The organism is Streptomyces sp. (assembly GCF_031181705.1).
In the GTDB taxonomy this organism is placed as follows: domain Bacteria; phylum Actinomycetota; class Actinomycetes; order Streptomycetales; family Streptomycetaceae; genus Streptomyces.
On the sequence record NZ_JAPSKN010000002.1, the window covers coordinates 64,963 to 91,483 of the forward strand.

General features: G+C 71.4%; 21 protein-coding genes. 7 read left to right on the forward strand and 14 right to left on the reverse strand.

Translation table 11 applies throughout. The features are described from left to right. A partial coding sequence (locus RIN80_RS00940) for a helix-turn-helix transcriptional regulator (protein ID WP_309093501.1) occupies positions 1-189 on the reverse strand: 189 nt, incomplete at its 3' end. A 130-nt stretch (positions 190-319) separates the two neighbouring features. On the opposite strand from RIN80_RS00940, the gene RIN80_RS00945 reads away from it, so the two are divergent. The 3 genes from RIN80_RS00945 to RIN80_RS00955 all read left to right on the forward strand — a co-directional run bounded on the left by RIN80_RS00945 (position 320) and on the right by RIN80_RS00955 (position 3,351). After that, a complete protein-coding gene (locus tag RIN80_RS00945) occupies positions 320-802 on the forward strand; it encodes an ATP-binding protein (RefSeq protein WP_309093502.1) in 483 nt (160 codons plus the stop codon). A gap of 150 nt (positions 803-952) precedes the next feature. Beyond that, positions 953-1,933 (forward strand): arabinan endo-1,5-alpha-L-arabinosidase, encoded by a 981-nt coding sequence (locus RIN80_RS00950; RefSeq protein WP_309093503.1) that lies wholly within the window; start codon positions 953-955, stop codon positions 1,931-1,933. After that, complete coding sequence (locus RIN80_RS00955; protein ID WP_309093504.1) at positions 1,915-3,351, forward strand: family 43 glycosylhydrolase; 1,437 nt, start codon at positions 1,915-1,917, stop codon at positions 3,349-3,351. The genes RIN80_RS00950 and RIN80_RS00955 overlap by 19 nt, the downstream gene beginning before the upstream one ends. 61 nt (positions 3,352-3,412) lie before the next feature. Here RIN80_RS00955 and RIN80_RS00960 read toward each other — a convergent pair whose 3' ends face one another. The 9 genes from RIN80_RS00960 to RIN80_RS01000 form a co-directional block, all read right to left on the reverse strand. Then, the gene (locus RIN80_RS00960) at positions 3,413-5,143 is read right to left on the reverse strand and encodes a histidinol-phosphate transaminase (RefSeq protein WP_309093505.1); all 1,731 of its coding nucleotides are present in this window, start codon (positions 5,141-5,143) and stop codon (positions 3,413-3,415) included. 193 nt (positions 5,144-5,336) lie between these two features. Further along, complete coding sequence (locus tag RIN80_RS00965) at positions 5,337-6,485, reverse strand: aldose epimerase family protein (RefSeq protein ID WP_309093506.1); 1,149 nt, start codon at positions 6,483-6,485, stop codon at positions 5,337-5,339. Between the two features lie 55 nt (positions 6,486-6,540). Then, positions 6,541-7,785 (reverse strand): multiple monosaccharide ABC transporter permease, encoded by a 1,245-nt coding sequence (gene mmsB / locus RIN80_RS00970; RefSeq protein ID WP_309093507.1) that lies wholly within the window; start codon positions 7,783-7,785, stop codon positions 6,541-6,543. Continuing rightward, positions 7,782-9,332, reverse strand: a complete 1,551-nt coding sequence (mmsA, locus tag RIN80_RS00975; RefSeq protein WP_309093508.1) for a multiple monosaccharide ABC transporter ATP-binding protein — start codon at positions 9,330-9,332, stop codon at positions 7,782-7,784. Before mmsA ends, mmsB begins: the two co-directional genes overlap by 4 nt. Before the next feature lie 46 nt (positions 9,333-9,378). Beyond that, positions 9,379-10,491: a multiple monosaccharide ABC transporter substrate-binding protein gene (chvE, locus tag RIN80_RS00980; protein ID WP_375141578.1), complete on the reverse strand. Its 1,113-nt coding sequence runs from the start codon at positions 10,489-10,491 to the stop codon at positions 9,379-9,381. A gap of 140 nt (positions 10,492-10,631) precedes the next feature. Further along, positions 10,632-11,600 (reverse strand): hypothetical protein, encoded by a 969-nt coding sequence (locus tag RIN80_RS00985; RefSeq protein ID WP_309093510.1) that lies wholly within the window; start codon positions 11,598-11,600, stop codon positions 10,632-10,634. A gap of 111 nt (positions 11,601-11,711) precedes the next feature. After that, the gene (locus RIN80_RS00990) at positions 11,712-12,716 is read right to left on the reverse strand and encodes an alcohol dehydrogenase catalytic domain-containing protein (RefSeq protein WP_309093511.1); all 1,005 of its coding nucleotides are present in this window, start codon (positions 12,714-12,716) and stop codon (positions 11,712-11,714) included. A 62-nt stretch (positions 12,717-12,778) separates the two neighbouring features. Then, complete coding sequence (locus tag RIN80_RS00995; protein ID WP_309093512.1) at positions 12,779-13,942, reverse strand: mandelate racemase/muconate lactonizing enzyme family protein; 1,164 nt, start codon at positions 13,940-13,942, stop codon at positions 12,779-12,781. Between the two features lie 1,215 nt (positions 13,943-15,157). Then, positions 15,158-15,610 (reverse strand): MarR family transcriptional regulator, encoded by a 453-nt coding sequence (locus RIN80_RS01000; protein ID WP_309093513.1) that lies wholly within the window; start codon positions 15,608-15,610, stop codon positions 15,158-15,160. Between the two features lie 101 nt (positions 15,611-15,711). Between RIN80_RS01000 and RIN80_RS01005 the strand changes: the two genes are divergently transcribed. Beyond that, positions 15,712-16,734 carry an NADP-dependent oxidoreductase gene (locus RIN80_RS01005; protein ID WP_309093514.1) on the forward strand — a complete coding sequence of 341 codons (1,023 nt, stop codon included), beginning with the start codon at positions 15,712-15,714 and terminating at the stop codon, positions 16,732-16,734. Positions 16,735-16,830: 96 nt separating this feature from the next. Further along, positions 16,831-17,250, forward strand: coding sequence for an organic hydroperoxide resistance protein (locus RIN80_RS01010; RefSeq protein ID WP_309093515.1), 420 nt, complete (start codon positions 16,831-16,833; stop codon positions 17,248-17,250). A gap of 63 nt (positions 17,251-17,313) precedes the next feature. Here the strand turns inward: RIN80_RS01010 and RIN80_RS01015 are convergent, their stop codons facing one another. Both RIN80_RS01015 and RIN80_RS01020 read right to left on the reverse strand, forming a co-directional pair. Next, positions 17,314-18,459: a serine hydrolase domain-containing protein gene (locus RIN80_RS01015; RefSeq protein WP_309093516.1), complete on the reverse strand. Its 1,146-nt coding sequence runs from the start codon at positions 18,457-18,459 to the stop codon at positions 17,314-17,316. Continuing rightward, entirely contained in the window at positions 18,456-21,032 is a 2,577-nt protein-coding gene (locus RIN80_RS01020) for a M14 family zinc carboxypeptidase (protein ID WP_309093517.1), read from the reverse strand. The genes RIN80_RS01015 and RIN80_RS01020 overlap by 4 nt, the downstream gene beginning before the upstream one ends. A gap of 198 nt (positions 21,033-21,230) precedes the next feature. On the opposite strand from RIN80_RS01020, the gene RIN80_RS01025 reads away from it, so the two are divergent. Next, complete coding sequence (locus tag RIN80_RS01025) at positions 21,231-22,046, forward strand: EI24 domain-containing protein (protein ID WP_309093518.1); 816 nt, start codon at positions 21,231-21,233, stop codon at positions 22,044-22,046. On the opposite strand, the gene RIN80_RS01030 is transcribed toward RIN80_RS01025, so the two are convergent. Continuing rightward, positions 22,009-23,241: a pyroglutamyl peptidase gene (locus tag RIN80_RS01030; RefSeq protein WP_309093519.1), complete on the reverse strand. Its 1,233-nt coding sequence runs from the start codon at positions 23,239-23,241 to the stop codon at positions 22,009-22,011. The genes RIN80_RS01025 and RIN80_RS01030 overlap by 38 nt on opposite strands. Positions 23,242-23,348: 107 nt before the next feature. Beyond that, positions 23,349-23,930, reverse strand: coding sequence for a TetR/AcrR family transcriptional regulator (locus tag RIN80_RS01035; protein WP_309093520.1), 582 nt, complete (start codon positions 23,928-23,930; stop codon positions 23,349-23,351). A gap of 64 nt (positions 23,931-23,994) precedes the next feature. On the opposite strand from RIN80_RS01035, the gene RIN80_RS01040 reads away from it, so the two are divergent. After that, entirely contained in the window at positions 23,995-26,469 is a 2,475-nt protein-coding gene (locus RIN80_RS01040) for a glycoside hydrolase family 3 C-terminal domain-containing protein (RefSeq protein ID WP_309093521.1), read from the forward strand. The last annotated feature ends 52 nt before the right edge of the window (positions 26,470-26,521 follow it).

Consider the following 26,521-nt stretch of genomic DNA (forward strand, 5'->3'; position numbering starts at 1 on the left):
ATCCGGCATCCGCCTCCCCAACTCCACCGAAGCCACCGTGTGTTTGGAGAACCGCACCAGTTCCCCGAACTCCTCCCGGCTCAGCCCGGCGTGTTCGCGCAAGCCCTGGACCACCGCCCCGAACGTCCGCAGACTGTCCGACGACTCCGGCTCGCCACCCGTGCCCGTCCCCACCATGCCATCGACCACTGTCGGTCACCTCCCGCACGCATGGTTACGGGACGTCACCGGTACTGTCCAGTCCGTGACCGCGTACGCTGCCGCAGCGTACGCGGCGCCGGGCTGGAGAATCGCCGTTCCCGCACGTCACATTGGGCGCATGACAGCGCCGATCAACCGCAGCACCGCCCAACCTCCGGTTACCGTACGTGTGTTCACGCAGCGTCTCAGCTCCACCCCGCGCGGCGCCCGGCTCGCCCGCCGTCTCACGCTGAACCAGCTGCACTCCTGGGGCATCCCCTACGGCACGGACGTCTCCGACGCGGTCGGGGCGATCGTGGCCGAGCTGGCGGCCAACGCCGTGACGCACGGGCGGGTGCCGGGGCGGGACTTCGCGCTGCGGCTGGAGCTCGTGCCGGGCCGCGTCCGGGTCGAGGTGACCGATTCACGCGGCGGGCCGCCGCGTCCGCCCGCGCCCGGTGCCGTACGACCGCCCCGGCCCCTCGACGAGCACGGCCGTGGGTACGTCCTCGTCGACGCACTCGCCGACCGCTGGGAGGTGCTCGACCGCGAGCCGCCCGGCAAGACCGTGCGTGCGGAGGTCGACCTTCCGGAGTGGATCTGCCGCAGTGCCGCGAAATGACCGGGCGCCTCTCCGGGGCGGGGCGCCCTGGTTGTTGCTGCGCGAACCATTGACGCGCAAGGGGTTCGATTCTACGGTCCGTTCGAACTTGCGAGCACTGTTCGAAATGTCGACCAGTTGTGACACCCCCACCGCAAGGAGGACCCCCGTATGAGCCGCACCCCCTTCCGCAGGCGCACCACCCTGCTCGCCCTGCCCGCCGCCGCCCTTCTGGCGCTGATCCCGGGCACGGCGTCGGCCTATCCCAACCCCGGCCGGGTCACCGGCGACGTCGTCACGCACGACCCGTCGATGATCCGCACCTCGTCCGGCCAGTACCTGCTCTACGCCACCGGCGGCGGCATCGCCCACAAGACCAGCGGCGACCGCACCGCCTTCCGCAACGGAGCCGACGCCTTCTCCAGCAGGCCGAGCTGGTGGCGGAACTACTCCTCCGTCCCCGAGGCCTGGGCGCCGGACATCTCGTACCAGGGCGGCACGTACCTGATGTACTACTCCGTCTCGAAGTTCGGCTCGAACACCTCCGCCATCGGCCTGGCGACCTCCACCACCGGCCAGCCGGGCAGCTGGACCGACCAGGGCACCGTCTACACCTCGAACTCCGCCAGCGACTTCAACGCCATCGACCCGAACCTCTTCGTGGACGACGACGGCAAGTGGTGGCTGTCGTTCGGCAGTTGGTGGACCGGGATCAAGATGATCCAGATCAACCCGTCCACCGGGAAGCAGCTCGGCTCCAACACCACCCGGTACTCGCTCGCCTCCCGCCCCACCGGGACCAAGGCCGTCGAGGCGCCCTTCATCGTGAAGCGGGGCGGCTACTACTACCTCTTCGCCTCCTACGACACCTGCTGCGCCGGCACCAGCTCCACGTACAAGGTGAAGGTCGGGCGCGCCACCAGCGTCACCGGACCCTACGTCGACAGCAACGGCGTCTCGCTGATGAACAACGGCGGCACCCCCGTCCTCGCATCGCACGGCAGCGTCATCGGCCCCGGCGGCCAGTCGATCCTGAAGGACACCGACGGCGACCTGATCGTCTACCACTACTACGACGGCAACGACAACGGCACGCCCAAGCTCGGCATCAACCTCCTGAACTGGAGCAGCGGATGGCCCGTCGCCTACTGACCCTGCTGGCGGCCCTGCTGCTGGCGCTGTCCGTCCACCAGCCCTCCGCGAGTGCCGCCTCCTTCACGAACCCCGTCAAGTCCGTCAAGGGCGCCGACCCCTGGATCGCGTACCACGACGGCAACTACTACCTGGTGACGACCAGTTGGACCGACGCCATCACCATCCGCAAGTCCACCACCCTCGCCGGGCTCGCCACCGCCCCCAGCGTCCAGGTGTGGAAGGGCGACGCCGCCTCCCGCTGCTGCAACATCTGGGCGCCCGAGCTGCACTTCCTCAATGGCCGCTGGTACCTGTACTACGTCGCCGGACAGAACGTGTCCGACTACAACCCCACCCAGCGCAGCCACGTGCTGGAGAGCGCCGGCTCCGACCCCATGGGGCCGTACACCTACAAGGGGCAGCTCAGCAGCGGGTGGATGCTCGACCCGAGCGTGCTGAACGTGAACGGCCGGCTCTACATGCTGGGCAGCGCCGTCACGGGCGGGACCCAGAACCTCGTCATCGCGCCGATGTCCAACCCGTACACCGTCAGCGGCGCCTACTCGACCATCTCGACACCGACGTACGCCTGGGAACGGCAGGGCGGCACGGTCAACGAGGGCGCGGAGGTGCTCCAGCGGGGCGGACGGACCTTCCTGATCTACTCCGCGAGCGGCTGCTGGACGCCCGACTACAAACTCGGGCAACTGGAGCTGACCGGCACCGACCCGCTGTCCGCGTCCTCCTGGACGAAGAAGTCCGCGCCCGTCTTCCAGCGCAGTGACGCCAACGGGGTGTACGGGCCCGGCCACAACGGCTTCTTCACCTCACCCGACGGCCGCGAGAACTGGATCGTCTACCACGCCAACGACGCGGCCTCCGAGGGCTGCGACAACGGCCGTACGACCCGCGCGCAGAAGTTCACCTGGAACGCCGACGGCACGCCGAACCTCGGCACACCGGTGCGGCTCGGCGCCTCTCTCCCCGGGCCGTCCGGGGAGCCGTCCAGCGCCTCCGCCACCTACACGGTCACCAACCGCAACAGCGGCAAGTGCCTGGATGTCACGGGCGGTTCGACGGCGGACGGCGCCGACGTCGCGCAGTACACCTGCAACGGCAACGCCAACCAGCGCTGGCGCCTGGAGGACCTCGGCGACGACACCCACCGGCTGGTGAACGTCGCCACCGGCAAGGTCCTCGACACCGCCGACTGCTCCACCGCCGACGGCGCCGACCTGCGTCAGTGGTCGTGGCTGAACAACACCTGCCAGCGGTTCCGCTTCGTGGCGACGGACGGCGGCTTCGTCCGCATCACCAACCAGGCGACGGGCAAGGTCGCCGACGTGGCGGACTGCGGGACGGCGGACGGGGCGGACGTACGCCAGTGGTCATGGCTGAACAACGCGTGCCAGCAGTGGAAGCTGACGGCCGTGTAGCGCCGCCCCTGGGGGCGCGGGGAACCGCGCGACCAGCCACGACGGCCCCGCACCCGCCGGACTACCCCGCCTGCCCCATCCCCGCCGCGTTGGGCCAGCTCTGCGCGGCGGGCCACCCCGTGGCCGGCGCCGGTGTCAGCCCGTTCGTCCCCCGCACCTGCGCGGCCGTCAGACCACCCCGAGCGGGGACACCGGGCGGAGTGGGCCCGGTGAACGGCGCGGCCACGGGCTGGGGAGCCGGCTGCGCCACCTGGGGCTGCGGCACCTGCGGCATCTGCGGCATCTGCGGGACCGGCTGCGGCTGCGGTTGCGGCAGCTGTGCCGCGGCCGGCATCGGCATCCCACCGCCCGCGCCCGCCGGCACGGCGGACGCGGCGGCGGGGAGCGGCATGCCGATGCCGGCGGCCGGGGCGGGGGTGGGCATCGGGCTGGGCATCGGCGCGGTGGGCGCCGGCGCGGGGGCGAGGCCCGGGCCGCCGGAACCCGCGCTCGCGGCGGCCGGGACCGGGGCCGGAACCGCCGCCGGGCCGGGTCCGCCCGGCCCGGCCGCCATGGCCTGCGCCGCCAGCCCCCGGGTTCCCGCCCCGTTCGTCTCGCTCACCAGCCGGTCCACGGCCGCCGTACCCGAGCTGTAGCTGGTCCCGTTGCCCAGCTCGGGTACGGCGGCTCCCCTCCTGGACGTCCCGTAGAGCACCTGCTCCAGGCCGGACACCAGGCGACGCACGTCCACCTGGGGGCGCACCACGAGACGCAGGAAGCGGCTGGACGAACCGATCTTGTTGCCGCACTCGCGGACCAGGATCCGGTGCTCGGTGAGCATCCGGTCCCGGACCACGGTGCCCTCCGCGCCCACGGGCAGGCGCACGAAGAGGAAGTTGCCCTGGGACGGGTAGACCGTCAGCCCGGGCAGCGCGGAGAGCTGGGAGGCCATGTCGAGCCGGTCCCGGCGCACCTGTTGCAGGCTCTGCGCGTACTCGGCGCCGTGCTCCTTCAGCATGAAGACGACGTGCTCGGCGAAGGAGTTGAGGTTCCACTTCGGCAGCATCGAGCGGATCCGGCCCGCGAGCGCCGGGTTGGCGACCAGGTAGCCGAAGCGGATGCCGTGCAGGCCGAAGTTCTTGCCGAGGCTGCGCAGGACCACGACGTTGGGGCGGAGCATCGCCTCCTGCACGACGGACGGTTCGGCCTCGGCGTCCGCGAACTCCAGGAACGACTCGTCGATCACGACGAGGTCGAGGTCGGCCATGGCGTCCATGAACTGCACGACGGCGTGCTTGTGCACAAAGCCGCCGTCGGGGTTGTTCGGGTTGCAGATCACGGCGACCCGGGTGCCCCGGGCGCGGATGAACTCGGCGTACTGGGCGAGGTCCAGGGCGAAGCCGCTGGACTCCTGGAGCGGGAACATGTCGACCCGCTTGCCGGTCTCCATGGGCTGGTCGGTCCAGCGGCCGAACGTGGGGACGGGGACGGCGAGGGACTCGCGGACCAGCAAGTGGTCGATCCAGGTGATCAGTTCGGTCGAGCCGTTGCCCATGGCGACGCACTGCGGCGGCAACTGGAGCAGGCTGCACAGCTCGGCCGTGATCGTGTCGGCGCTGCTCGGGTAGTACGTGATGATGTCCCGCAGCCTGGCCGCCATGTCCTCGAACATGGCGGGGGTGGGGAAGTAGGGGTTGCACGGGATACAGAAGTCCACGGGACCGGCTCCCTCGCCGCCCTCGCGTGTCAGAGCCGCCATCGACGGGCTGTGGGCCGCGGTACTGCGGAACAGCGACGTGACGTTGTCGGCCATGGAACCTCCGTATAGGGCGGGCCCGTGGGGGCGGCGGGCCCGACGTTTGAGGGCGGCCCGCGCGGGGGAGCGCGGGCCGCCCTTACATACGGAGACTCCGGTGACGTCGTTCAACCAGTGAGGCTTCCCGCAGGAAGTTGTGTGCCACCTGTGAAGACGGCCGAAGACGGCCGAAGACGGCCGCGGGGCCGGATCAGCAGCCGAACGTGTGGATCGTGGTCGTCCGGTAGGTCTGCCCGGGCCGCAGCACCGTCGACGGGAACGACGGCTTGTTCGGCGAGTCCGGGAAGTGCTGTGTCTCCAGGCACAGCGCGTCGCCCTGCCGGTAGGTGCGACCGGACGGGCCGGTGAGCGTGCCGTCGAGGAAGTTGCCGGAGTAGAACTGCAGGCCCGGCTCGTTCGTGGCGATCTTCAGCGTGCGTCCGGAGGCCGGGTCGCGCAGGGTGGCCACGTGCTCGGGCCGGGCGGTGATGCCCTTGTCCAGCACCCAGTTGTGGTCGAAGCCCTTGGCGGTGACCAGCTGCGGGTGCGAGACGCGGATGTCCCGGCCGATCGGCTTGGCCTTGCGGAAGTCGAAGGGGGTGCCCGCGACCCTGGCCAGCTCGCCGGTGGGGATCAGGCCCGCGTCGGTGGGGGTGTAGCGGGAGGCGGCGATGTGCAGCTCGTGGTCCTCGATCGTGCCGCTGCCCTCGCCGGCCAGGTTCCAGTAGACGTGGCTGGTGAGGTTGACGACCGTGGCCTTGTCGGTGGTGGCCTCGTAGTCGATGCGCCAGTCGCCGTGCTCGGTGAGGGTGTACGTCACCTTCGTCTTGAGCGTGCCCGGGTAGCCCATCTCCCCGTCGACGCTCGTGTAGTACAGGTGCAGACCGACGTCGGAGCCCTTCACGAACGGCTCGACGTCCCAGACGCGCTTGTCGAAGCCCTTGGCGCCGCCGTGCAGGCTCTGCTCGCCGTCGTTGACGGACAGCTGGTAGGCCTTGCCGTCGAGCGTGAACCTGCCCTGGCCGATGCGGTTGCCGTACCGGCCGATCAGGGCGCCGAAGTACGGGCTGCCGGCGACGTAGTCCTCCATGTTGTCGAAGCCCGCGGAGACGTTGGCGTAGCGGCCCCGGCGGTCGGGGATCTCCAGGGACTGCACGATGCCGCCGTAGGAGAGGACCTTCAGGCGGGTGCCGCCGTTCTCCAGCGACCAGCTGTGGACCTTGGTGCCGTCGGCGAGCTTGCCGAAGAGCGTCTTCACCGGCTTCCTGCCTCCCGTGGCGTGCGCCGTGCCGCCGAGCGTGGTGGCGGCCATGCCCGCCGCCGCGGCTCCCGCGATGACCGTGCGTCTGTTCAGTTCCATCTGTGCGGCTCCCGATGAGGAAAGGGCCCCGCCTTCCGGCGGGGCCCGAGCTGACTTACGAACCGACCTTGCGCTTGTTCCACACGTCGAACCCGACCGCCGCCAGCAGCACCATGCCCTTGATGACCTGCTGCCAGTCGGTGCCGATGCCGACGAGGTTCATGCCGTTGTTCAGCACGCCCAGGACCAGGCCGCCGATGATCGCGCCGAGGACGGTGCCGACACCGCCGCTCATCGACGCGCCGCCGATGAACGAGGCCGCGATCGCCTCCAGCTCGAAGTTGAGGCCGGCCTTGGGAGAGGCCGCGTTGAAGCGGGCGGCGAAGACCAGACCCGCCAGGGCCGCGAGCATGCCCATGTTCAGGAAGACCAGGAAGGTGACCTTCTTGTCCTTCACACCCGACAGCTTGGCCGCCGGGAGGTTGCCGCCGATCGCGTAGATGTGGCGGCCGATGATCGCGTTGCGCATCACGTAGCCGAAGCCGACGAGCAGCACGCCCAGGATGAGCAGCACGATCGGGGCGCCCTTGTAGCTGGCCAGCAGCAGCGTCAGCGTGAGGATGGCCGCGCCGATCGCGACCAGCTTCAGCAGGAACAGCTTGGCCGGCGGGACCTCCAGGGCGAACTCCTGCTGCCGCTTGCGGTCACGGACCTCCTGGAAGATCACGAAGGCGATCATCGCGAAGCCCAGCAGCAGCGTGAGGTTGTGGTAGTTGGTGTTCGGGCCGACCTCGGGCAGGAAGCCGTTGGCGACCTTCTGCAGTCCGTCCGGGAACGGGCCGAGGGTCTGGCCCTCCAGGAAGATCTCCGTCAGACCGCGGAAGATCAGCATGCCCGCCAGGGTCACGATGAACGACGGTATGCCGCCGTACGCGATGAAGAACCCCTGGACGGCGCCCGCGACCGCGCCGACGGCGAGGCACAGCACCACCGCGAGCGGCCACGGCATGTCCTGTTTGACCATGAACACGGCGGCCATCGAGCCGACGAACGCCGTCAGCGAGCCGACCGACAGGTCGATGTGGCCCGCGATGATCACCAGCATCATGCCGATCGCGAGGATCAGGATGTAGCTGTTCTGCAGCACCAGGTTGGAGACGTTGCGCGGCAGCAGCAGGTCGCCGTCGGTCCACACGGCGAACAGGACCACGATCAGGCCCAGCGCGATCAGCATGCCGTACTGCCGCATGTTGCGGCGCATGCCGTCCAGCACCAGGGCCAGCAGGCCGTCGCCCGCGGCCCCTCCGCTCCTGCCCGGCGGCGCGGGGGCCGGGCTCTTTGCGGTCACGTCCGTGCTCATCGGGATACCTCTTTGTCCTTCGTCATCTGACGCATCAGCGATTCCTGGGAGGCCTCGGCCCGCGAGAACTCACCCGTCAGCCGCCCCGCGGCCATCGTGTAGATGCGGTCGCACATGCCGAGCAGTTCGGGCAGCTCGGAGGAGATGAAGACGACCGCCTTGCCCTCGGCGGCCAACTGGTCGATGACCGTGTAGATCTCGTACTTGGCGCCGACGTCGATACCGCGCGTCGGCTCGTCCAGGATCAGCACGTCCGGACCCGAGAAGATCCACTTGCTGAGGACGACCTTCTGCTGGTTGCCGCCGGACAGCTTGCCCACCGGCTCGAAGACGGTCGGCGCCTTGATGTTCATGGACTTGCGGAAGCCCTCGGCGACCTGCCGCTCCTCGTGCTCGTCGACCACACCGCGCCTGGCGACCTTGCCCAGGGCGCTCAGCGAGATGTTGCGGTTGATGGTGTCGATGAGGTTCAGGCCGTAGTGCTTGCGGTCCTCGGTGACGTACGCGATGCCGTGCTTGACCGCCTCGGGGACGGACTTCGTACGGATCTCCCTGCCGTCCTTGAGGACCGTGCCGCCCGCGTACCGGCCGTAGGCCCGCCCGAAGACGCTCATGGCGAGTTCGGTGCGGCCGGCGCCCATCAGGCCCGCGATGCCCACGATCTCCCCGCGGCGCACGTGCAGCGACACGTCGTCGCACACCTTGCGCTGCTGGTCGATCGGGTGGTGCACGGTCCAGTTGCGGATCTCCAGGGCGGGCGCGGCGCCCTCCTCGGGCTCGTGCGGCGACCGTTCGGGGAAGCGGTGCTCCAGGTCGCGGCCGACCATGCCGCTGATGATCCGGTCCTCGGTGGTCTCCGGCGCCTTCACGTCGAGGGTCTCGATGGTCTGGCCGTCGCGGAGGATCGTCACCGAGTCGGCGACCTTGCGGATCTCGTTGAGCTTGTGGGAGATGATGATCGAGGTGATGCCCTGCTTTTTCAACTCCAGGATGAGATCCAGGAGTTTGCCGCTGTCCTCGTCGTTCAGGGCCGCGGTCGGCTCGTCCAGGATGAGCAGCTTCACCTTCTTGGACAGGGCCTTGGCGATCTCCACGAGCTGCTGCTTGCCCACGCCGATGTCGGCGACGCGGGTGTCCGGGTGGTCGGACAGGCCGACCCGGCGCAGCAGTTCGGTGGCGTGCCGCAGGGTCTCGGTCCAGCTGATGATCCCCCGGGTGGCGTGCTCGTTGCCGAGGAAGATGTTCTCCGCCAGGGAGAGGTAGGGCACCAGGGCCAGCTCCTGGTGGATGATCACGATGCCGCGCTCTTCGCTGGCCCGGATGTCCTTGAACCGGCAGACCTCCCCCTCGAAGAGGATGTCGCCCTCGTAGGTGCCGTGCGGGTGGACGCCGGAGAGGACCTTCATCAGGGTCGACTTGCCGGCGCCGTTCTCCCCGCAGATGGCGTGGACCTCGCCCTGCCGGACGGTCAGTGTGACGTCCGACAGCGCCTTGACGCCGGGAAAGGTCTTGACGATCGAGCGCATTTCCAGGACGGGTCCCGCCATGGTCGTGCCTTCCAATCAGTGGTGAATCGTCGGTGGGTGGCGGGGCTTACTTGAGGTCGCTCTCCTTGATGTAGCCGGAGTCGACGACCTCCTTCTGGTAGTTGCCCTTGTCGACGGCGACCGGCTCCAGCAGGTAGGCGGGGACGACCTTGGCGCCGTTGTCGTAGGTCTTGGTGTCGTTGACCTCGGGCTTCTTGTCGCTCAGCAGGGCGTCGACCATGTTGGAGGCCACCTTCGCCAGCTGGCGGGTGTCCTTGTAGACGGTCATCGACTGCTGGTCGGCGATGATCGACTTCACCGAGGCGACCTCGGCGTCCTGGCCGGTGACGATCGGCAGCGGCTTGCTCTTGGAGCCGTAGTCGTCCGACTTCAGGGCGGACAGGATGCCGATGGAGATGCCGTCGTAGGGGGAGAGGACGGCGTCGACGCGCTGGCTCTTGTAGGCCGAGGTCAGGATGTCGTCCATGCGCTTCTGGGCGGTGCCGCCGTCCCAGCGCAGGGTGGTGACCTGGTTGAGCTTGGTCTGGCCGGAGCGGACGACGAGCTGCTTCTTGTCGATGTAGGGCTGCAGGACGTTCATCGCGCCCTGGAAGAAGTAGCGGGTGTTGTTGTCGTCGTTGGAGCCGGCGAACAGCTCGATGTTGAAGGGGCCCTTCTTCGAGCCGTCCTTCAGGCCGAGCTTCTCGACGATGTAGCTGCCCTGGAGCTCGCCGACCTTCTCGTTGTCGAAGGAGGCGTAGTAGTCGACGTTCTTCGTGCCGAGGATCAGGCGGTCGTAGGAGATGACCGGGATGTTCGCGTCCTTGGCCTGCTGGAGCACGTTGTTCATCGACTTGTTGTCGATGGCCGCGACGATCAGCGCCTTGACGCCCTGCGTGATCAGGTTCTCGATCTGCGAGACCTGCTGGTCCGGGTCGTCCTCGCCGTAGACCAGCTGGGTCTTGTAGCCCTTGGACTCCAGGTCCCTCTTGACGTTGTTGCCGTCGGCGATCCAGCGCTCGGAGGACTTGGTCGGCATCGCGATGCCGATGGTGCCGCCCTTGGCGCTGTCCCCGCTCTCCTCGCTGCCGCCCTCGCTGTTCTGCCCGCAGGCGGACAGGGTCAGGGCGAGGGACGCGGCTCCGGCTATGGCGGCGAGGGCGGCTCTGCGGTTTCGCATGATCATCATCCTTGATCTGTGTGCAGGGCTCGGTCTGGGAGGCCCGAAGTCGCTCCGGGGGTGGTGCCGGAAAGACCGAGAGGAGGTGTGTGGGATTGTGGTCGGCTGTGTCGTCTTTTGTAAGAAGAGTTTCCGGAACGTTATGACGAGATTTCGAACCGTTGCAGAGCGCCGGGCAGTCGCGAGCCCAGCGGCGCCATGTCACCGTCGGCTCCGTGACGGGCCAGGAGGTCGAGGGCGAGCCGGCCGCGCCGCACCCGTTCCTTGGCGGTGGCCAGGGTCAGCTCCCGCATGTGGTGTCCGTAGGGGTAGATCCCGGGCGCCTTCGACAGGCCGAACTTCAGGTAGAGCGGTGCGCCGCGCCGGATCAGCTCGGCGACCTCGTACATCCGGACGTAGCCACCGAGGTCGTCGGGGGCCTCGATGTACATGTCCATGGGAGCGCCGGACACCCGGCGGATCTCGGTGAGGTGATCGAGCGTCAGGTCGCTCGGCACGTTGACCGAGTCGGCGCCGAGGCGCTCGTAGACGGCGTAGGCCGCCGGGTTGACGGGCCCGATGAGCGCGCTCACCTTGAGCGTGGTGTCGGCCGGGATGATGCCGGCCGCGCGGGCCCGGTGCAGCGTCCACAGCACGCCCTCGTCGGCGACGAGCAGGCACTTGACGCCCAGCTCCGTGGCGCGGACGGCGTCTTCGACACAGCCGGCGACGGCGTCGTGGCCGCGGGCGCGCAGTCCGGCCCCCCGCGAGTCGGTGCGCGTGGAGCCGCCGATGTCCCAGGTGCCGCGCGGGCCGGTGAACAGGCAGAGCTCGATGTCGCGTTCGGCCGTCGCCTCCACCATCTCGGTGATCTCGGCGTCGGTCAGCATCCACACGCCGCTGCCCTGGCTGATCCGGTGGATCGGCACGTCCAGCCGCGAGGCCTCCTTGAGGACCACGGCCAGCGCCTCGGGCCCCTCGCAGGAGGGGATCTCGGTGCGCCAGCGGCCGCCGCCGGGGAAGGAGTGCGGCGAGGCGTCGGCGGGGTCGAGGGCGGGCGCGTTCAGGCCCAGTGCGGTGAGCGCCTGCTCACCGGGCCTGCGGGCGGCCGGGGCGGAAGCGTCGGTCACAGGAATGTCCTTCGGTTCGATATTTCGGACGAAGTTCGCGGCTCGGGGTACGGCAAGGCTGGGTGTACGCCGGTACGGGAGCCGTCAGGTCGCCCCCGTACCGGCGTACGTCTACGGGCGGAGCAGCACCTTGCCCACCTTCGGATCGCCGGCGCCCACCAGCTCGATGGCCCGCGAGAACTCGGCGAGCGGCAGCTCGTGCGTCACCAGCGGCAGCGGGTCGAGCAGCCCGGCGGCGAACACCCGCACGGTGTGCGCCCAGGCGTCCGGCGGAGCACCGAAGACGGTGTGCACCTCCAGTTGCCGCACGACCAGGTCGGTCGGGTCGAGGCCCTCGGCGCCCGGAGCCGGGATGCCCGTCAGGACCAGCCGGCCCCCGCGCCTGAGCAGGGCGGCGGAGATCCGGGCGGCGTCCGCGGACCCGGCAGTCTCGATCACCACGTCGACGTCGTCCGGGAGCTGCTGGTCCTTGGTCCGGAAGTCCGTCGCGCCGTACTGCCGCGACAGCGCCTCACGGTCCCGGCGGGTGCCGACGACCAGCAGCTCCGCCGGCGAGTTGGCCTTCAGGAACTGCACGGCGAACATGCCGAGCGTGCCGGTGCCGACCACGGCGACCTTCTCGCCGGGCCGCGCGTTCGCCTTCAGCGCGGCGGCCGCGATGCACGCGGCGGGCTCCAGCAGCGCCGCTGCCGTGAGGTCGCAGCCGTCCGGGAGGACGTGCAGCAGCCGCGCCGGGAGGGTCAGCGTGGCCGCCATCGCGCCCGGCTGGGTGAACCCGGTCTCCTCGTACCCGGCCGAGCACAGGGTCGTGTCGCCCGCGTGACAGCGGTCGCAGACCTGGCAGTTGCGGAAGCCCTCACCGACGACCTTGCGGCCGACCAGGGAGGCGGGGACGTCCGCGCCCACGGCCTCCACCGTCCCGGACCACTCGTGGCCCGGGGTGAGCGGGTAGCGCACATAGCCCTCGGGGCGGTTGCCCTGGTACACCTCGCGGTCGCTGCCGCAGATGCCGGAGGCGTGCACGCGCACCAGGGCCTCGCCGGCCCCGGGCCGCCGGGGCTCGTGCGGGACGAGACGGTGCTCGCCCGGGGCGTCGATCACTACCGCGGTGCTCACGGGGCGCCTTTCGGTTTTCGAAGGTTTCGGTGGCCGGTTCCGGGTTTCCGGGGGCCGGACGGTCACTGGGTGCCCTTGGGCTTGCGCTGCTCCCAGCCCTCCGCCCAGAGGTCGAAACGGGCCTGCTGCTGCGGGAACTCGGCGGCGGCGTCGACGTCCAGCTCCACGCCCAGGCCCGGGGCGTCGGACAGGTGGAAGCAGCCGTCCTCCGGGTTCACCTGCGGCGCGCCCTTGACGACCTTCTTGATCTCCGCGTCCGCGAAGTCGTTGAAGTGCTCCAGGATCTTGAAGTTCGGGGAGGTGAACCCGACCTGGAGGGAGGCGGCGGTCAGCACCGAGCCGCCCACGTTGTGCGGAGCGACCAGCATGTAGTGGGTCTCGGCGGTCGCGGCGAGCTTCCGGGTCTCCCAGATTCCGCCGATGTGGCCGACGTCCGGCTGGATGATGTCGACGGCCTGGTTCTCGAACAGCTCCCGGAACTCGATCCGGTCGTGGATGCGCTCGCCGGTGGCGACCGGCATGTCGACCTTGGCGGCGACCTTCTCCAGCGCCTTCAGGTTCTCCGGCGGGACCGGCTCCTCCAGCCACGCCGGCTTGAACGGCGCCAGCTCCTTGGCCAGGCGCACGGCCGTGGCCGGGGAGAAGCGGCCGTGCATCTCCAGCATCAGCTCGGCCTCGGGGCCGATGGCGTCCCGGACCGCCTCGATCAGGGAGACGGCGTACAGGGTCTCCTTGTGGTCCAGCTCGAAGTGGCCGGTGCCGAAGGGGTCGATCTTCAGCGCCCGGTAGCCGCGCTCCATGACCCCCTGGGCGGCCTTGTGGTAGGCCTCCGGCGTCCGCTCGGTGGTGTACCAGCCGTTGGCGTACGCCTTGACCTTGTCGGTGACCTTGCCGCCCAGGAGCTGCCACACGGGGACGCCCAGGGCCTTGCCCTTGATGTCCCAGCAGGCCATCTCGATCACGGCGATGCCCGACATCACGATCTCGCCCGCGCGGCCGTAGTCGCCGTACTTCATGCGCTTGACGAGGTCCTCGACAGCGAACGGGTCGGAGCCGAGAATGTGGTTGACCTCGGCTTCCCTCAGGTAACCGAGAAGGGCGTCGGTGTGTCCCAGCATCCGGGTCTCGCCGACTCCGGTGATGCCCTCGTCGGTGTGCACCTGGACGTACGTCAGGTTGCGCCACGGCGTCCCGACCACGTGTGTGCTGATTCCGGTGATGCGCACGGCGATTGTCCCTCGCAGCTTCGTCGGCTCGGTTTCCGTCAGTGTTCCGTCCGTGTGCCCGTCATGCGACGTTCGAGATTTCGGCACACGTTCGAAATGCTGGCGTGACAGTAAGGACGGGGCGGCGGGGGTGTCAATGGGTCGCGCGCATAACGGTTTCGACAGTTTCGAAACCACCGACGGGGTGTGTCCCTACAGAACTTTCACAGCGGAATCTAGGAACGGGACCCGCGCGGAACTTAATCTTCCCGCGTCATGGACTACTGCGACCCGTGCCGACGGCACCTCAACGGCGCGCTGGCCTGCCCCGGGTGTGGCACCTCAGCGGAATCGCTGCACTGGCGTGAGCCTGAGCAGGGCGGGTACGACGGCGATGCCGACGACGCTGCCGAGGGGGTCTTTGGCGACACGGTCGACCAAGCCGATGACGAGCCCTCGGGGCGTGCCGCGCGCCGGCGTGGCCAGGGTCCGGACGGTGACGGCCCGGGCGGGTCGACCCGGCGGGACCGCAAGGCGGCGGCACACCGCCGGCGGCGGCGCCGGACCCTGTTCGTCGCGGCCGGGTTCGTCCTGGCGGCGGGCGGGCTGAGCCTGGCGGAACTGGGCATGGACGCGCAGAAGCAGGCACCGAAGCCCGCGGCGGCCGGCGGGGAGTCGGCAGACGGCGACGCCACCGAGGTCGAAGTGGGCGAGCAGGAAGCAGGTCCCGGTGGGGGCACCCTCCCTGAGGGCTCGTCAGCGAGCCCCTCGGCGAGCACGTCCGACTCCCCGTCGGCCTCCGCGTCCCCGAAGGACGGGACGTCGGAGTCGCCGGAGGGGAAGGAGGCGGCCAAGGGCCCGGAGTCGGCCCCGGCGGGCACGTCCCCCAGCCGCCCGCCCTCCGCCCCCACGACCGCCCCGCCCGCCCCGGCACCGACCGAGACCTCGGACCCGACGACCCGCCCCCCGGACCCGGAACCGTCCCCCTCGCGAACCTGCGACCGGTTCCTGTGGTGGTGCACGTAGCGCCTGACAGTGGGCGGGGGGTCGGGGCCGCGCCGGGGGGCGCACCCCGCTGCGGGCATGCGTGCCGCGGGGGGCGGCACGGGTGGGCGCAGCGGTATCTCGTCGCCGAGTTGCGCACCCACCCGGCCTCAACAGCGACGCAGAGCCCTCCAAAGCGCCGGGTTGCTCAACGCGCCCGACCCGGGCATCACACCCGAGCGCCCCGCGACCTCACCCCAGCATCCCCCGCAGCGCATCCCGCAGCGCCAGTCTCTCCCCCTCCGACAACCCCGCGAGCGGCTCCCGCGCGAACCGCAGTGACTCCCGCAGACTCCGCGCCACCCGCCGCCCCTCCGCCGTCGCCGCCGCGACCTTCACCCGCCGGTCCGCCGGATCCGGCTGCCGCTCGACCAGCCCGCGCGCCTCCAGCCGGTCCACGATCCCGGTGACGTTCGACGGCTCGCACTTCAGCCGCTGCGCCAGCCTCCGCATCGGCAGCGGCTCCAGGCACAGCAGGCTCAGCAGCCGCGCCTGCGCGCCCGTCAGCGCGTGCTCGGCCGCCGCCGACTCGTAGTCCTCGTGGAACCGCGCGACGACCTCCCCGATCAGCTCCACGACCTCGAGCGTCAGCGGATCGGGGCGGCGGTTCGTCCTGCTCTGGGGAGTCGGTGTGGTGGAGGCCATGCCGTCGAGGGTACCCGGTTGTTTGACAACCTGAAATATTCAGGAGCATGGTTGTTTCAGGTACTGAAACATTTGCCGGAGACCGAAGGAAAGGCCGCACCATGACCGACACGCCCACCCTCCCCGCCGTCAGTCGCGAGTGGCACCTGCTCAACCGCCCGGTCGGCTGGCCGAAGCCCGAGGACTTCGCCCTGGTGGAGGCGGAGGTCCCGCGGCCCGGTGAGGGGCAGGTGCTCGTCCGGAACAAGTACCTCTCCGTGGACCCGTACATGCGCGGCCGGATGAGCGCCGCGAAGTCCTACGTGGCCCCGTTCGAGCTGGGCAAGGTCATGCAGGGCGGCGCCGTCGGCGAGGTCGTGGCCTCCAACGCCGAGGGCGTCTCCGTCGGCGACCACGTGCTGCACTTCTTCGGCTGGCGCGAGTACGCCGTCGTGGCCGGGAAGAACGCCGTGAAGGTGGACCCGGAGGCCGCGCCGCTCTCGGCGTACCTGGGCGTGCTCGGCATGACCGGCCTCACCGCCTACGCGGGCCTGCTGCGCACCGCCTCCTTCAAGGAGGGCGACGCCGTCTTCGTCTCCGGCGCCGCCGGTGCCGTGGGCGGCCAGGTCGGGCAGATCGCGAAGCTGAAGGGCGCCTCTCGGGTCATCGGATCGGCCGGGTCGGAGGAGAAGGTGAAGCTCCTCGTGGAGGAGTACGGCTTCGACGCCGCCTTCAACTACAAGGACGGGCCGGTGAGCGAGCAGCTGCGCGCCGCCGCCCCCGACGGCATCGACGTCTACTTCGACAACGTGGGCGGCGACCACCTGGAGGCGGCCATCGGCTCCCTCAACGAGGGCGGCCGGATCGCGGTCTGCGGCATGATCTCCGTCTACAACAACACCGAGCCCGCCCCGGGCCCGAAGAACCTCGCCCGTCTCATCCAGACCCGCGGCCGGATCGAGGGCTTCCTGGTCGGCGACCACTACGACCTTCAGCCGCAGTTCGTGCGGGAGGTCGCCCCCTGGGTCGCCTCGGGGCAGCTCAAGTACCGCGAGACGGTCGTTGAGGGCATCGAGAACAACCTGGAGGCCTTCCTGGGCGTCCTGCGCGGCGACAACACCGGGAAGATGATCGTCAAGCTCTGACCCCCTGTGCTGGCATTCCGGCATGCGGTAGTTTCTTTCCGAATCCGGCCCGGCCCGGGCGCGAGCCGCGGCGGACGACCGAAGGAACACCACCGCATGCCGATCCAGCAGTCCGACGTCCTGTACACCGCCGTGGCGACCGCACAGAACGGGCGCGACGGGCGGGTGGCCACCGACGACGGCAAGCTCGACGTCGTCGTCAACCCGCCGAAGGAGATGGGCGGGAGCGGCGCCGGGACCAACCCGGAGCAGCTCTTCGCCGCCGGGTACAGCGCCTGCTTCCAGGGCGCCCTCGGTGTCGTCGCCCGTCAGGAGGGTGCCGACCTCACCGGTTCGACCGTGACCGCGAAGGTCGGCCTCGGCAGGAACGGGGAGGGGTTCGGGATCATCGTCGAGATCTCGGCCGACATCCCCCGGGTCGACCGGGGCACCGCCCGGTCGCTGATCGAGAAGGCCCACGACGTGTGCCCGTACTCGAAGGCGACCCGCGGGAACATCGCCGTGACGCTGGTCTGACGACCGTCGTCGCGCACGCGGAGGCCGCACCCCCGATGGGGTGCGGCCTTGTCCGTGCCCGGCTCAGGCGGCGAGCGCGGCCCTGTGGACCGCCCGCGCCAGCCGGTCGTTCTCCGGGGCCGCCCCGCCCGGGAAGGCGAACCGCCGGCGCGTGTAGCCGTACGCCAGGCCGCTCCACGGGTCCGCGAAGGCCTGGGAACCGCTCGCGCCGCTGTGCCCGATCGTCCCGGCGCCGAGGAACGGGTGCCACGTGTCAGCCGTCGCCTGGAAGCCCAGGCCGAACGACCTGTGGGACCGGGCGACCAGGTCGTAGCCGACCGAGTGGGGCTGGCCGAACTCCGCCACGGTGTCGGGCTTGAGCAGCGGCGCCCGGTCGCCCAGCTCGCTGATCGCCGCCGCGTACATCCCGGCCAGGCCCCGCGCGGACGCCACCCCGCCCACGGAGGCCGGGCCCTTGGCCCGCACCAGCGGCATGTTGGGCAGCGAGGCCAGGTCGGCCGGCTCCGCCGCGTTGCCGTTGAAGGCGATCGAGGTGAGGGTGTGCGGGCCCGCGGGCACCGCGTCGAGAAGGGCCTGCTGCCGCGGGGTCGGGGCCATCGGCTGCGTCGTGCGGAAGCGCGGTTCCTGCGGGGCGGGCAGGCCCAGGTGGAAGTCCAGGGCGTACGGGGTCCGGATCCGCTCCTGGTAGACCTCCTGGAGCGTGCGGCCCGTGGCCCGGTGGACCACCTCGCCGGCCAGGGCGCCGCTGACCAGCGCGTGGTAGCCGAACGCCGTGCCGGGGCGCCAGAACGGCCGCTGGTCCGCGAGGCGTTCGGCGAGCTGGCGGTCGTCCGCCAGCTCCGCGAGCGTGAAGCCGGTGTCCGTGCCGACCACGCCCGCCCGGTGCGCGAGCAGGTCGCGCAGGGTCAGCGCCCCCTTGCCCTCGGCCGCGAACTCCGGCCAGTAGTACGTCACCTTGCGGTCCAGTTCGAGCGTGCCGTCCTGGACGAGGAGGGCCACCACCAGGGAGGCGGCGCCCTTGGTGGAGGAGAACACGCCGTACAGGGCGTCCGCCTCGGTGCCCGCCCACAGGTCGACGACCTTGCGCCCGTGGACGTAGGCGCACAGCTGGCCCTCGTAGTCGGGCCGTTCCCCGGCCACGAACGCGGCGAACTCCTCGCGTACGTCCTCGAAGCCGTCCGCCACGGTGCCGTGGATCTCCTGCGTCATCCGCTCTCCTCAACCGAACCGCTGTGTGCCACTGTGAACAATGCCCTCGCCACCTGCGCGAATTCTCCCTTGGGGTGGTCCCGGAAGAGTGGTTCCGTACCGAACAGGACCGTCCGGTCACCGCTGACCACGGCCGCCCGGCCGGCCGCCGCGGCCGGGCCGCCGGAGCCGTCCCGCAGCGGACGCCAGTGGCCGGAGAGCAGCGGATTCCCGGTCGCATACGCCTGTTCGACGCGCACCCCGGCACCCAGGCCGGTGAACCAGAGCGGGGCGTAGACGAAGGTGTGGTCCGGTGCGCCCCGGGTGAGCGGGCCCGGATTGGTCACCCGCACCACGCCGTTGGCGTCCCCGTTGCCCGCCACGGGCGTGACGGGCAGCAGACCCGCCGCCGCGTTCAGGGCCGCGCCCGTCGCGCCCCGGCCGACCAGGCCGTGACGGCCGAGGAACGCGTCCAGGGCGCTGCGGGCGGGCGCCGTCAGCCGGGCCCGGTCCAGGCCGGCGGAGACGAACAGCACGTCCGTGCCGGACCAGTCGAAGCCCGCGTTCAGCACGGCCGTCGAGACGGGCGTGACGTCGAAGTCCATCTCCCGCAGCGCGAACAGCTCACCGGGCGTGACGGCGGCGGCGACGCGCGGGCGGCGCAGCGGGGTGGTACCGGTGAGCCGGGTGGCGGTGAAGGCCACGTCGTGCGTCCGGGCGGCGGTGAGCGCCTCGCGGCGGGCCGAGGCGGGCACGATCGCGCTGCCGTCCGGGGCCTCGCGCACGGTGACGCCGCGCCGCAGGAGGGAGTTGAGCGCCGCGATCTCGCGCGGGTCGTCCAGGCGCAGACCCAGGTCGCCGTGCGGGGCCACGCGGGCGACGGCGGCCGCCTCGGTGACCGGGCGCAGGGGCGCGCCCCGCAGGCTGCCCGACGCCACCGGCTCGACCGTGGCGCCCCACAGCCGGCCCAGGCTCCAGCCGGAGATGTCGTACATCACCGACACCTTGTCGCTGATGTCCCGGCCGTCGGCCAGCAGCACGTTCGCCATGCCGCGCTTGGGCTGGTGCATGTCCACGACGTACGAGCCCGCCGGGTGGGTCCGCCCGGCGAGCCGGAACGGGCGGGTGGCGCGGGTGACGCGGACGTCGTTGGCGAGGAGGTGGTCCACCAGACGCGCGGCGGCCGGGGCGGAGCGCTGCGCGCGCGAGGTGCCCGGCGGGATGACGTAGGCGCGCGGGAAGGCGGTCGTGTAGACGTCCTCCGGGCCGATGCCGGGCACGCCGGGGACCGTCCGCGGCGACACCGGCACCTGCGGGGCACCGGAAGCACCACGGCGGAAGACCTCGATCTGGTCGGCGATCAGGCTCGCGCGCCGCTCCCGGACGTGGTCCAGGGTCGCGCGCACGGCCGCGCCCGCCACGGCCGTGTTGACCGCCGAGCGGCGGCGCAGCTCCGCCACGGGCAGTTCGTCGTACTCCTCGTTGTTCACCGCCAGCGGGATCTCCACGGTGTGGGCTGCGACCGTGCCGTGGAAGGCCGCGTACTGCGGGGTGAAGATCGGTGGCCAGTCGTCCCAGCCCTCCTCCTGGTCGCGGAAGGGGATCTGGGCCGGTTCCACGCCGTCCTTCGCGGGCGTGTAGCCGAGGGCGTTGACGGCCGCCTCCATGCCGAGGGCGTTGGCGTAGGTGTGCTTCAGGAACAGGTCGTACTCGTAGTTCTCGCCGTGCGGGGGAGTGGTGGGCTCGATGAGGGTGCCGTTGACGTAGCCGTGCAGGTCGAGCAGGACGGCCGGCTGCGTGTCGAGCTGGATCCGCCGCATCGCGCGGGACTCGGGCTGCGAGGCGGTGACGAAGTCCCGGTTCAGGTCGAAGCCGCCCGCGTTGGCGCGGGTGCCGGCGATACGGCCGTCCGGGTTGGCCGTGACGTTGAAGTACAGGCGGCTGTGCGCGAGGAGGTCCCGCGTCCTGGCGTCCTCGGCGGTCGCGAGCTGCTCGATGACCTTCAGGGAGGCGTCCGTGCCCTCCCACTCGTTGCCGTGGATGTTGCTGTTGACGAAGACCGGGGTCTTGTAAAAGCGCTTGATCTCGGGGGACTTGGCCGCCGTGGCGGGCGCGCGCTCGATGAGGTCGCGCATCCGCTGCTGGGCGCGGGCCTCACGGGTGGTCTCCGGGGCGGTGACGGTCACGAGGTAGAGGCGGTGCCCGCCGGCCGAGCGGCCCGCCACCTCCACGCTCACCCGGTCCCCGAGGCGTTGCAGGGCGTTCAGCTTCGGCGCGATCCCGTGGTACGGGACGAGCCCCAGCTTCAGGGACTTGTCGCCGGGGTTCACCGGGTCGGGGGAGAGGACCTGGCGGCGGGGGTAGCCGCGGGTGTCCGTCGCGGTGGAGGAGGTCTCCCCGGCCGCGGCCAGGGCCCGCCGGGCCGCGCTCTCGGGAGCGCGGGCCGCCCGGTCGTCGACGGGGGCGCCCTCCCGGGTGACGGGCTTGGGGTCGGCGCCCGCGGTGCCGGGGGCCAGCAGGAGCGAACCCGCCGTGGCGAGGGCGAGGGGGACGATCAGTACAGGTCTCGCAGGAACGGTTCTCGTGGTGCGCACGCGTACCTCCTGTGGGGCTTCCTGAGATCGGTACGGCGAGGTGTACCGGTTCGACTCAACGGCAACAAGGGCGCGTTGGTGTCACCCGTGACCCGGATGGCTCCGCCGGCGGCCCGCGCCCCGACCCGGGCGGCCTGTGACACCGGTGTGACCGGAGCGCGTCAAGGGCGCGACCCCGGCCCGGATAGGGTCGTCCCCATGCGCGATCTGGGGACGGGTTTCCGGTACCTGCTCAAGGGCCAGCGATGGGTGGCCCGGCACGGCAGGAGTTACGGCTTCGGGCTGCTCCCGGGCCTGATCACCCTGGTGCTCTACGCGGCGGTGCTCGTCGCGCTGGGGCTGTGGGGGGAGGACGCCGTCACCTGGGCGACGCCGTTCGCCGACGGCTGGTCGAGCCCCTGGCCCGGGATCTTCCGCGGCTTCCTCACCGTCATGCTGTTCGCCCTCGCCCTGCTGCTCGCCGTGGTGACCTTCACCGCCGTGACGCTGCTGATCGGCCAGCCCTTCTACGAGAACCTCTCCGAGAAGGTGGACCGGGACGTGTCCCCGGACGGGCACGCCCCCGAGTCCGGGCTGCCGCTGTGGCGGGAGCTGTGGATCTCCGCCCGAGACAGTCTCCGGATCGTCGTGCGGGCCGCCCTGTGGGGCGTGCTGCTGTTCGCGTGCGGTTTCATCCCGGTCGTCGGCCAGACGGCCGTGCCGGTGATCGGGTTCTTCGTCACCGGGTTCTTCCTCACCGAGGAACTGACCGCCGTCGCCCTCCAGCGCCGCGGCGTGGAGCTGCGCACCCGCCTCGCGCTGCTGCGTGGCCGCAGGACCCTGGTCTGGGGCTTCGGCACCCCGCTCGCCGTGTCCTTCCTGGTGCCGTTCGTCGCGGTGTTCCTGATGCCGGGCGCGGTGGCCGGCGCCACCCTCATGGCGCGTGAACTGCTGGGCGAGGAGATCCGGGAGGGCGATGAGGGCGGCGGCCAGACGGTCAAGACGCTTCCGCAGCCACCTTCAGGATCGTCCTGACCTGCGCGATGATGTCCAGCCGGTTGCGCACGAAGTCAGCGTCGGTGACCTCGGTGGTGTTCCCGGCGCCGAACTGCAGCACCGGCGTGTGCACGTGTCCGCCCGGCAGGGCGTCGTGCAGCCCGAGCCGGTCGCGCAGCAGGGTCGCCCGGTAGGCGATCTCGTTGGAGAGGTAGTCCCCGCCGCCGCCCGCGCGCGCGGTCGAGCCGGGGGTCGGCCCCTCGGGACGCACGACGGGCTCGGTGCCGCCGGCCGGGATCTCGGTGACGCTCGTGTTGTCGTACACCGGGAAGCGGCCGGTGGGGGCGGCGACGACCGCCGCGTACGGCAGCGTGGTCGTCGTCCACTGCGGCTGCGAGGCGGGGTCGGTGACGGGGACCGTCTCGGTGCGGCCGATGTTCTCGTTGTCCCCGAAGCCGCCCCGCCAGGCCCCGTTGGTCCGCTCGATGTCGAACCGCCCGACGCGGCCCTGGCTCACGGTCGTGAACAGATCGACCTTCCCCAGGTGGGGCCGCAGGGTCCGCTCCACGGTCCCTTCCGTGAAGTCGCGCCAGCGCACCGGGAACACGGCCGTCTCGATCCGGGCCGGGCCGTCCGCGGTCTCGACGACCGTGCCGTCGAGGGCGAGCGCGGTGGCGCCGGACGGATTGGAGATGCGGATGTCCCGGTCCAGGGTGAACGGGTCGAAGCCGGTGAGCAGGATCCGCTTCAGGCCCTTGCCGTGCGGGTAGCCGATGGCCGACTGGCCGCGCGAGGTGCGCTCCAGCGCGTCCAGCAGCGCGGCCCGCTGCCGGTCGGTCAGACCGAACTCCGGCTCCCAGGTGCGCACTTCGCGGGTCATGCCCAGCCGCGCCCAGTACAGCGGCCGGTCGTCGTCCCGGCTGAGGTCCCCGCCCGCGGGGCCGCGCCCCTGCGCCCGGTCCACCGCCCGCCGCCACAGCTGTGTGCCCTCGCGGGTGACGGCCCGGCGGGCCTCCGCGTAGGAGCGGGCCGAGTCGAGTGCCCGGGCCAGGCGCGGGGCCACGGCGTCGAATCCGGAGCGGCGCAGGATCTCCTGCGGGGCGGCCCGGTCGAGCCGCTGTTCCTCGACGGTGGGGGCGGGGGCCGCCTCGGCGGCGCTCGCCGAGGAGGGAGTGGACAGACCGGTCAGCAGCGCGAGGCCGAGGACGCCGAGGCGAACGCGTAGGGAGTTCAAGGGGGTTGGGCCCTTCCGTCACGGTGGGGGTGGCGTGGTGCCGGACGGCGGAAGTATCGCGTGACGGCAGTGGTCCACGCCATACGTGCCGGGCGGGGGGAGGGGGCTCAGCCGCCGCTCTCGCCCAGCAGCGTCAGGAAGTCCCGGAACGCCGACGCCATGTCCACCGACTCCGGGTCGAGCAGCCACTGGTACTGCAGCCCGTCCAGGATCGCCACCAGCAGCGGGGCGGCCCGCTCGGGGGTGAGGCCGCTGGGCAGGCGGTCGCCGTACTCGGCGCGCAGCACCTCGGCCATGCCGGCGCGGACCCCGACGTAGCGCTCGGTGAAGTAGGCGCGGGCCGGATGCCCTTCGGTGACGCTCTCGCCCAGCAGCGCCGAGAAGGTCTGGATGATGGCCGGGCGCATCGCGTTGTACTCGACCAGCGCGGCCAGCAGGTCCAGGCGCAGCCGGCCGGCGGGCATCGCGTCCCAGCGGTCCCGCTCCTGAAGGACCGCGACGAGCAGCGCCTCCTTGGTCGGGAAGTGGTGCAGCAGGCCCTGCTGGGTCAGCCCGACCCGCTCGGCGACCGCCGCCAGGCTCGCTCCCCGGTAGCCGCGCTCGGCGATCACCTCCAGAGCGGCCCGCACGATCTCCGCGCGCCGTTCCTCGCTCCTCGTCCTGCCCGTCATGGCGTCACCGTACGACATGCCGAACACCTGAACATCACGGGCGAATAACGAAACCTACCGCGTCACAGGCTCCGGGTGCACGATGGTGACATCCAGCGGCTTTCGACGTGGAGGTGCCGACGTGACGGAGACAGCGGAGCAGCGGCGCGAGGCAGCCGTCGAGGCGGCCCTCGGCAAGCTCGACCTGGACGCCAAGGCACGGATCCTGGCCGGCCAGGACATGTGGAGCCTGCCCGCGCTGCCGGAGGCCGGCCTCGCGTCGCTGGTCATGTCCGACGGCCCGATCGGCGTCCGCGGGGTGCACTGGAGCGCCGACGACCCCTCCGTCGCCCTGCCCTCCCCGACCGCCCTCGCCGCCACCTGGGACGCCGGCCTCGCCCGCCGCGCCGGTGTCCTGCTCGCCCAGGAGGCCCGCCGCAAGGGCGTCCACGTCCTGCTCGCCCCCACGGTGAACCTGCACCGCTCCCCGCTGGGCGGCCGCCACTTCGAGGCCTACAGCGAGGACCCGTACCTCACCGGCCGGATCGGCGCCGCGTACGTCCGGGGCGTCCAGTCCGGCGGCGTCGGCACCACCGTCAAGCACTTCGTCGCCAACGACGCCGAGACCGACCGCCTCACCGTGAACAACCTCGTGGGCGAACGCGCCCTGCGCGAGCTGTATCTGGCCCCCTTCGAGGCGATCGTCGCCGACGCCCGCCCCTGGGGCATCATGACCGCCTACAACTCGGTCAACGGCCCGACCATGACCGAGCACCACCACCTGGTCAACGAGGTCCTGCGCGGGGAGTGGGGCTTCGACGGCGTCAACGTCTCCGACTGGACCGCCGCCCGCTCCACCACCGGCGCCCTCACCGGCGGCCTCGACATCGCCATGCCCGGCCCCGGAACCGTCTACGGCGAGAACCTCGCCCGGGCCGTGCGGGCCGGCGAGGCCGCCGAGACGCTGGTCGACGAGGCCGTCCGCCGCGTGCTGCGCCTCGCCGCCCGGGTCGGCGTCCTGGAGGGCGCCGAACCCGTCGTCACCGACCCGCCCCCGGGCGTCGACGGCGAGGCCCTCGCCCGCGAGATCGCCCGCCGCTCCTTCGTCCTCGTCCGCAACGAAGGCGGCGCCCTGCCGCTGAGGCCCGGCCGGGTCGCGCTGATCGGCGCCGCCGCCCGCGACGCCCGCGTCCTCGGCGGCGGCTCCGCCACCGTCTTCCCGGCCCGGACCGTCTCCCCGCTCGACGGCCTGACCGCCGCCCTGCCCGAAGGCACCCTCGGCTACGCCCTCGGCGCCGACCCCAACACCGAACTCCCCGTCGCCGACCGGGGTTTCGAGCTGCGCGCCATCTGCCGGGACGCCGCGGGCACCGTCCTCGGCACCCGCTCCGCGCCCAGCGGCCACATCCAGTGGACGGGCGCCGACCTCCCCGACGGCGTCAGCCACGACATGCTGCACAGCGTCGAACTGACCGGCACCTTCACCCCGCGCGAGACCGGCACGCACACCTTCGGCATCAAGGGTCTCGGCCCCTTCCGGCTGACCGTCGCCGGCACCGTGTACTACGACGACGTCCAGCGCCCCGACGGGGACGACCCGTTCCTCACCTTCTTCGGCCCGCCCGTGCCGCACGCCCGGGTCGACCTCACCGCCGGGGAACCCGTCGAGGTCTCCCTGACCCACACCGTCCCGCCTCCGGACGGTCCCATGCGGGTCATCGGCTTCACCCTCGCCCACCAGGACCCGCAGCGCGACCCCGCGGAACTGATCGCCGAGGCGGTCGAGGCCGCCCGGGCCGCCGACACGGCCGTCGTCGTGGTCGCCACCACCGAGCGCGTCGAGTCCGAGGGCTTCGACCGCGCGGACCTGCGCCTGCCCGGCCACCAGGACGACCTGGTGCGCGCCGTCGCCGCGGCCAACCCCCGCACCGTCGTGGTCGTCAACTCCGGCTCCCCGGTGGAGCTGCCCTGGCGCGACGAGGTCGCCGCCGTGCTGCTGTCGTGGTTCCCCGGCCAGGAGGGCGGCGCGGCCCTCGCCGACGTCCTCACCGGCGCCCACGAGCCCGGCGGCCGCCTGCCCACCACCTGGGGCTCGCTGGCCGACGCCCCGGTCACCCGGGTCGTCCCCGAGAACGGCGAACTCCCCTACGAAGAGGGCGTCTTCATCGGCTACCGCGCCTGGGAGAAGCACGGCCGCACCCCCGCCTACCCCTTCGGCCACGGCCTCGGCTACACCGACTGGACCTACGAGTCCGTCGAGGTCGCCGAGGCACCGGAAGGGATTACCGCGAAGGTCCGCCTCCGCAACACCGGCGACCGCCCCGGCCGCGAGGTCGTCCAGCTCTACCTCGCCCCCCGCGAGCCCGGCCCCACCCGCCCGGCGCGCTGGCTGGCCGGCTTCGCGGGCGTCGAGGCCGGCCCCGGCGAGACGGCCGAGGCGACCGTCGGACTGCCCCGCCGCGCCTTCGAGATCTGGGACGAGGCGACCGGCTCGTGGTCGTTTGTGAAGGGTTCGTACGAGATCCAGGTCGGACGCTCGATCACCGACCGCAGGATCACCGCGACGATTAACGTCTGATCCGGGACAAGTTCCCCACTCGGCAGCCCCGGTCCGGGACCTGACCTCCGGA

Excerpts from the sequence above, each read along its gene's own strand:
- RIN80_RS00955 (WP_309093504.1), top strand. The coding sequence starts at position 1,915 with ATGGCCCGTCGCCTACTGACCCTGCTGGCGGCCCTGCTGCTGGCGCTG.
- RIN80_RS01035 (WP_309093520.1), bottom strand. The coding sequence starts at position 23,930 with ATGTCGTACGGTGACGCCATGACGGGCAGGACGAGGAGCGAGGAACGG.
- RIN80_RS01025 (WP_309093518.1), top strand. The coding sequence starts at position 21,231 with ATGCGCGATCTGGGGACGGGTTTCCGGTACCTGCTCAAGGGCCAGCGA.
- mmsA (WP_309093508.1), bottom strand. The coding sequence starts at position 9,332 with ATGGCGGGACCCGTCCTGGAAATGCGCTCGATCGTCAAGACCTTTCCC.
- RIN80_RS00960 (WP_309093505.1), bottom strand. The coding sequence starts at position 5,143 with ATGGCCGACAACGTCACGTCGCTGTTCCGCAGTACCGCGGCCCACAGC.
- RIN80_RS01005 (WP_309093514.1), top strand. The coding sequence starts at position 15,712 with ATGACCGACACGCCCACCCTCCCCGCCGTCAGTCGCGAGTGGCACCTG.
- RIN80_RS00945 (WP_309093502.1), top strand. The coding sequence starts at position 320 with ATGACAGCGCCGATCAACCGCAGCACCGCCCAACCTCCGGTTACCGTA.
- RIN80_RS01015 (WP_309093516.1), bottom strand. The coding sequence starts at position 18,459 with ATGACGCAGGAGATCCACGGCACCGTGGCGGACGGCTTCGAGGACGTA.
- RIN80_RS00950 (WP_309093503.1), top strand. The coding sequence starts at position 953 with ATGAGCCGCACCCCCTTCCGCAGGCGCACCACCCTGCTCGCCCTGCCC.
- RIN80_RS00965 (WP_309093506.1), bottom strand. The coding sequence starts at position 6,485 with ATGGAACTGAACAGACGCACGGTCATCGCGGGAGCCGCGGCGGCGGGC.
- RIN80_RS01040 (WP_309093521.1), top strand. The coding sequence starts at position 23,995 with ATGGTGACATCCAGCGGCTTTCGACGTGGAGGTGCCGACGTGACGGAG.
- RIN80_RS01000 (WP_309093513.1), bottom strand. The coding sequence starts at position 15,610 with ATGGCCTCCACCACACCGACTCCCCAGAGCAGGACGAACCGCCGCCCC.
- RIN80_RS01010 (WP_309093515.1), top strand. The coding sequence starts at position 16,831 with ATGCCGATCCAGCAGTCCGACGTCCTGTACACCGCCGTGGCGACCGCA.
- mmsB (WP_309093507.1), bottom strand. The coding sequence starts at position 7,785 with ATGAGCACGGACGTGACCGCAAAGAGCCCGGCCCCCGCGCCGCCGGGC.
- chvE (WP_375141578.1), bottom strand. The coding sequence starts at position 10,491 with ATGCGAAACCGCAGAGCCGCCCTCGCCGCCATAGCCGGAGCCGCGTCC.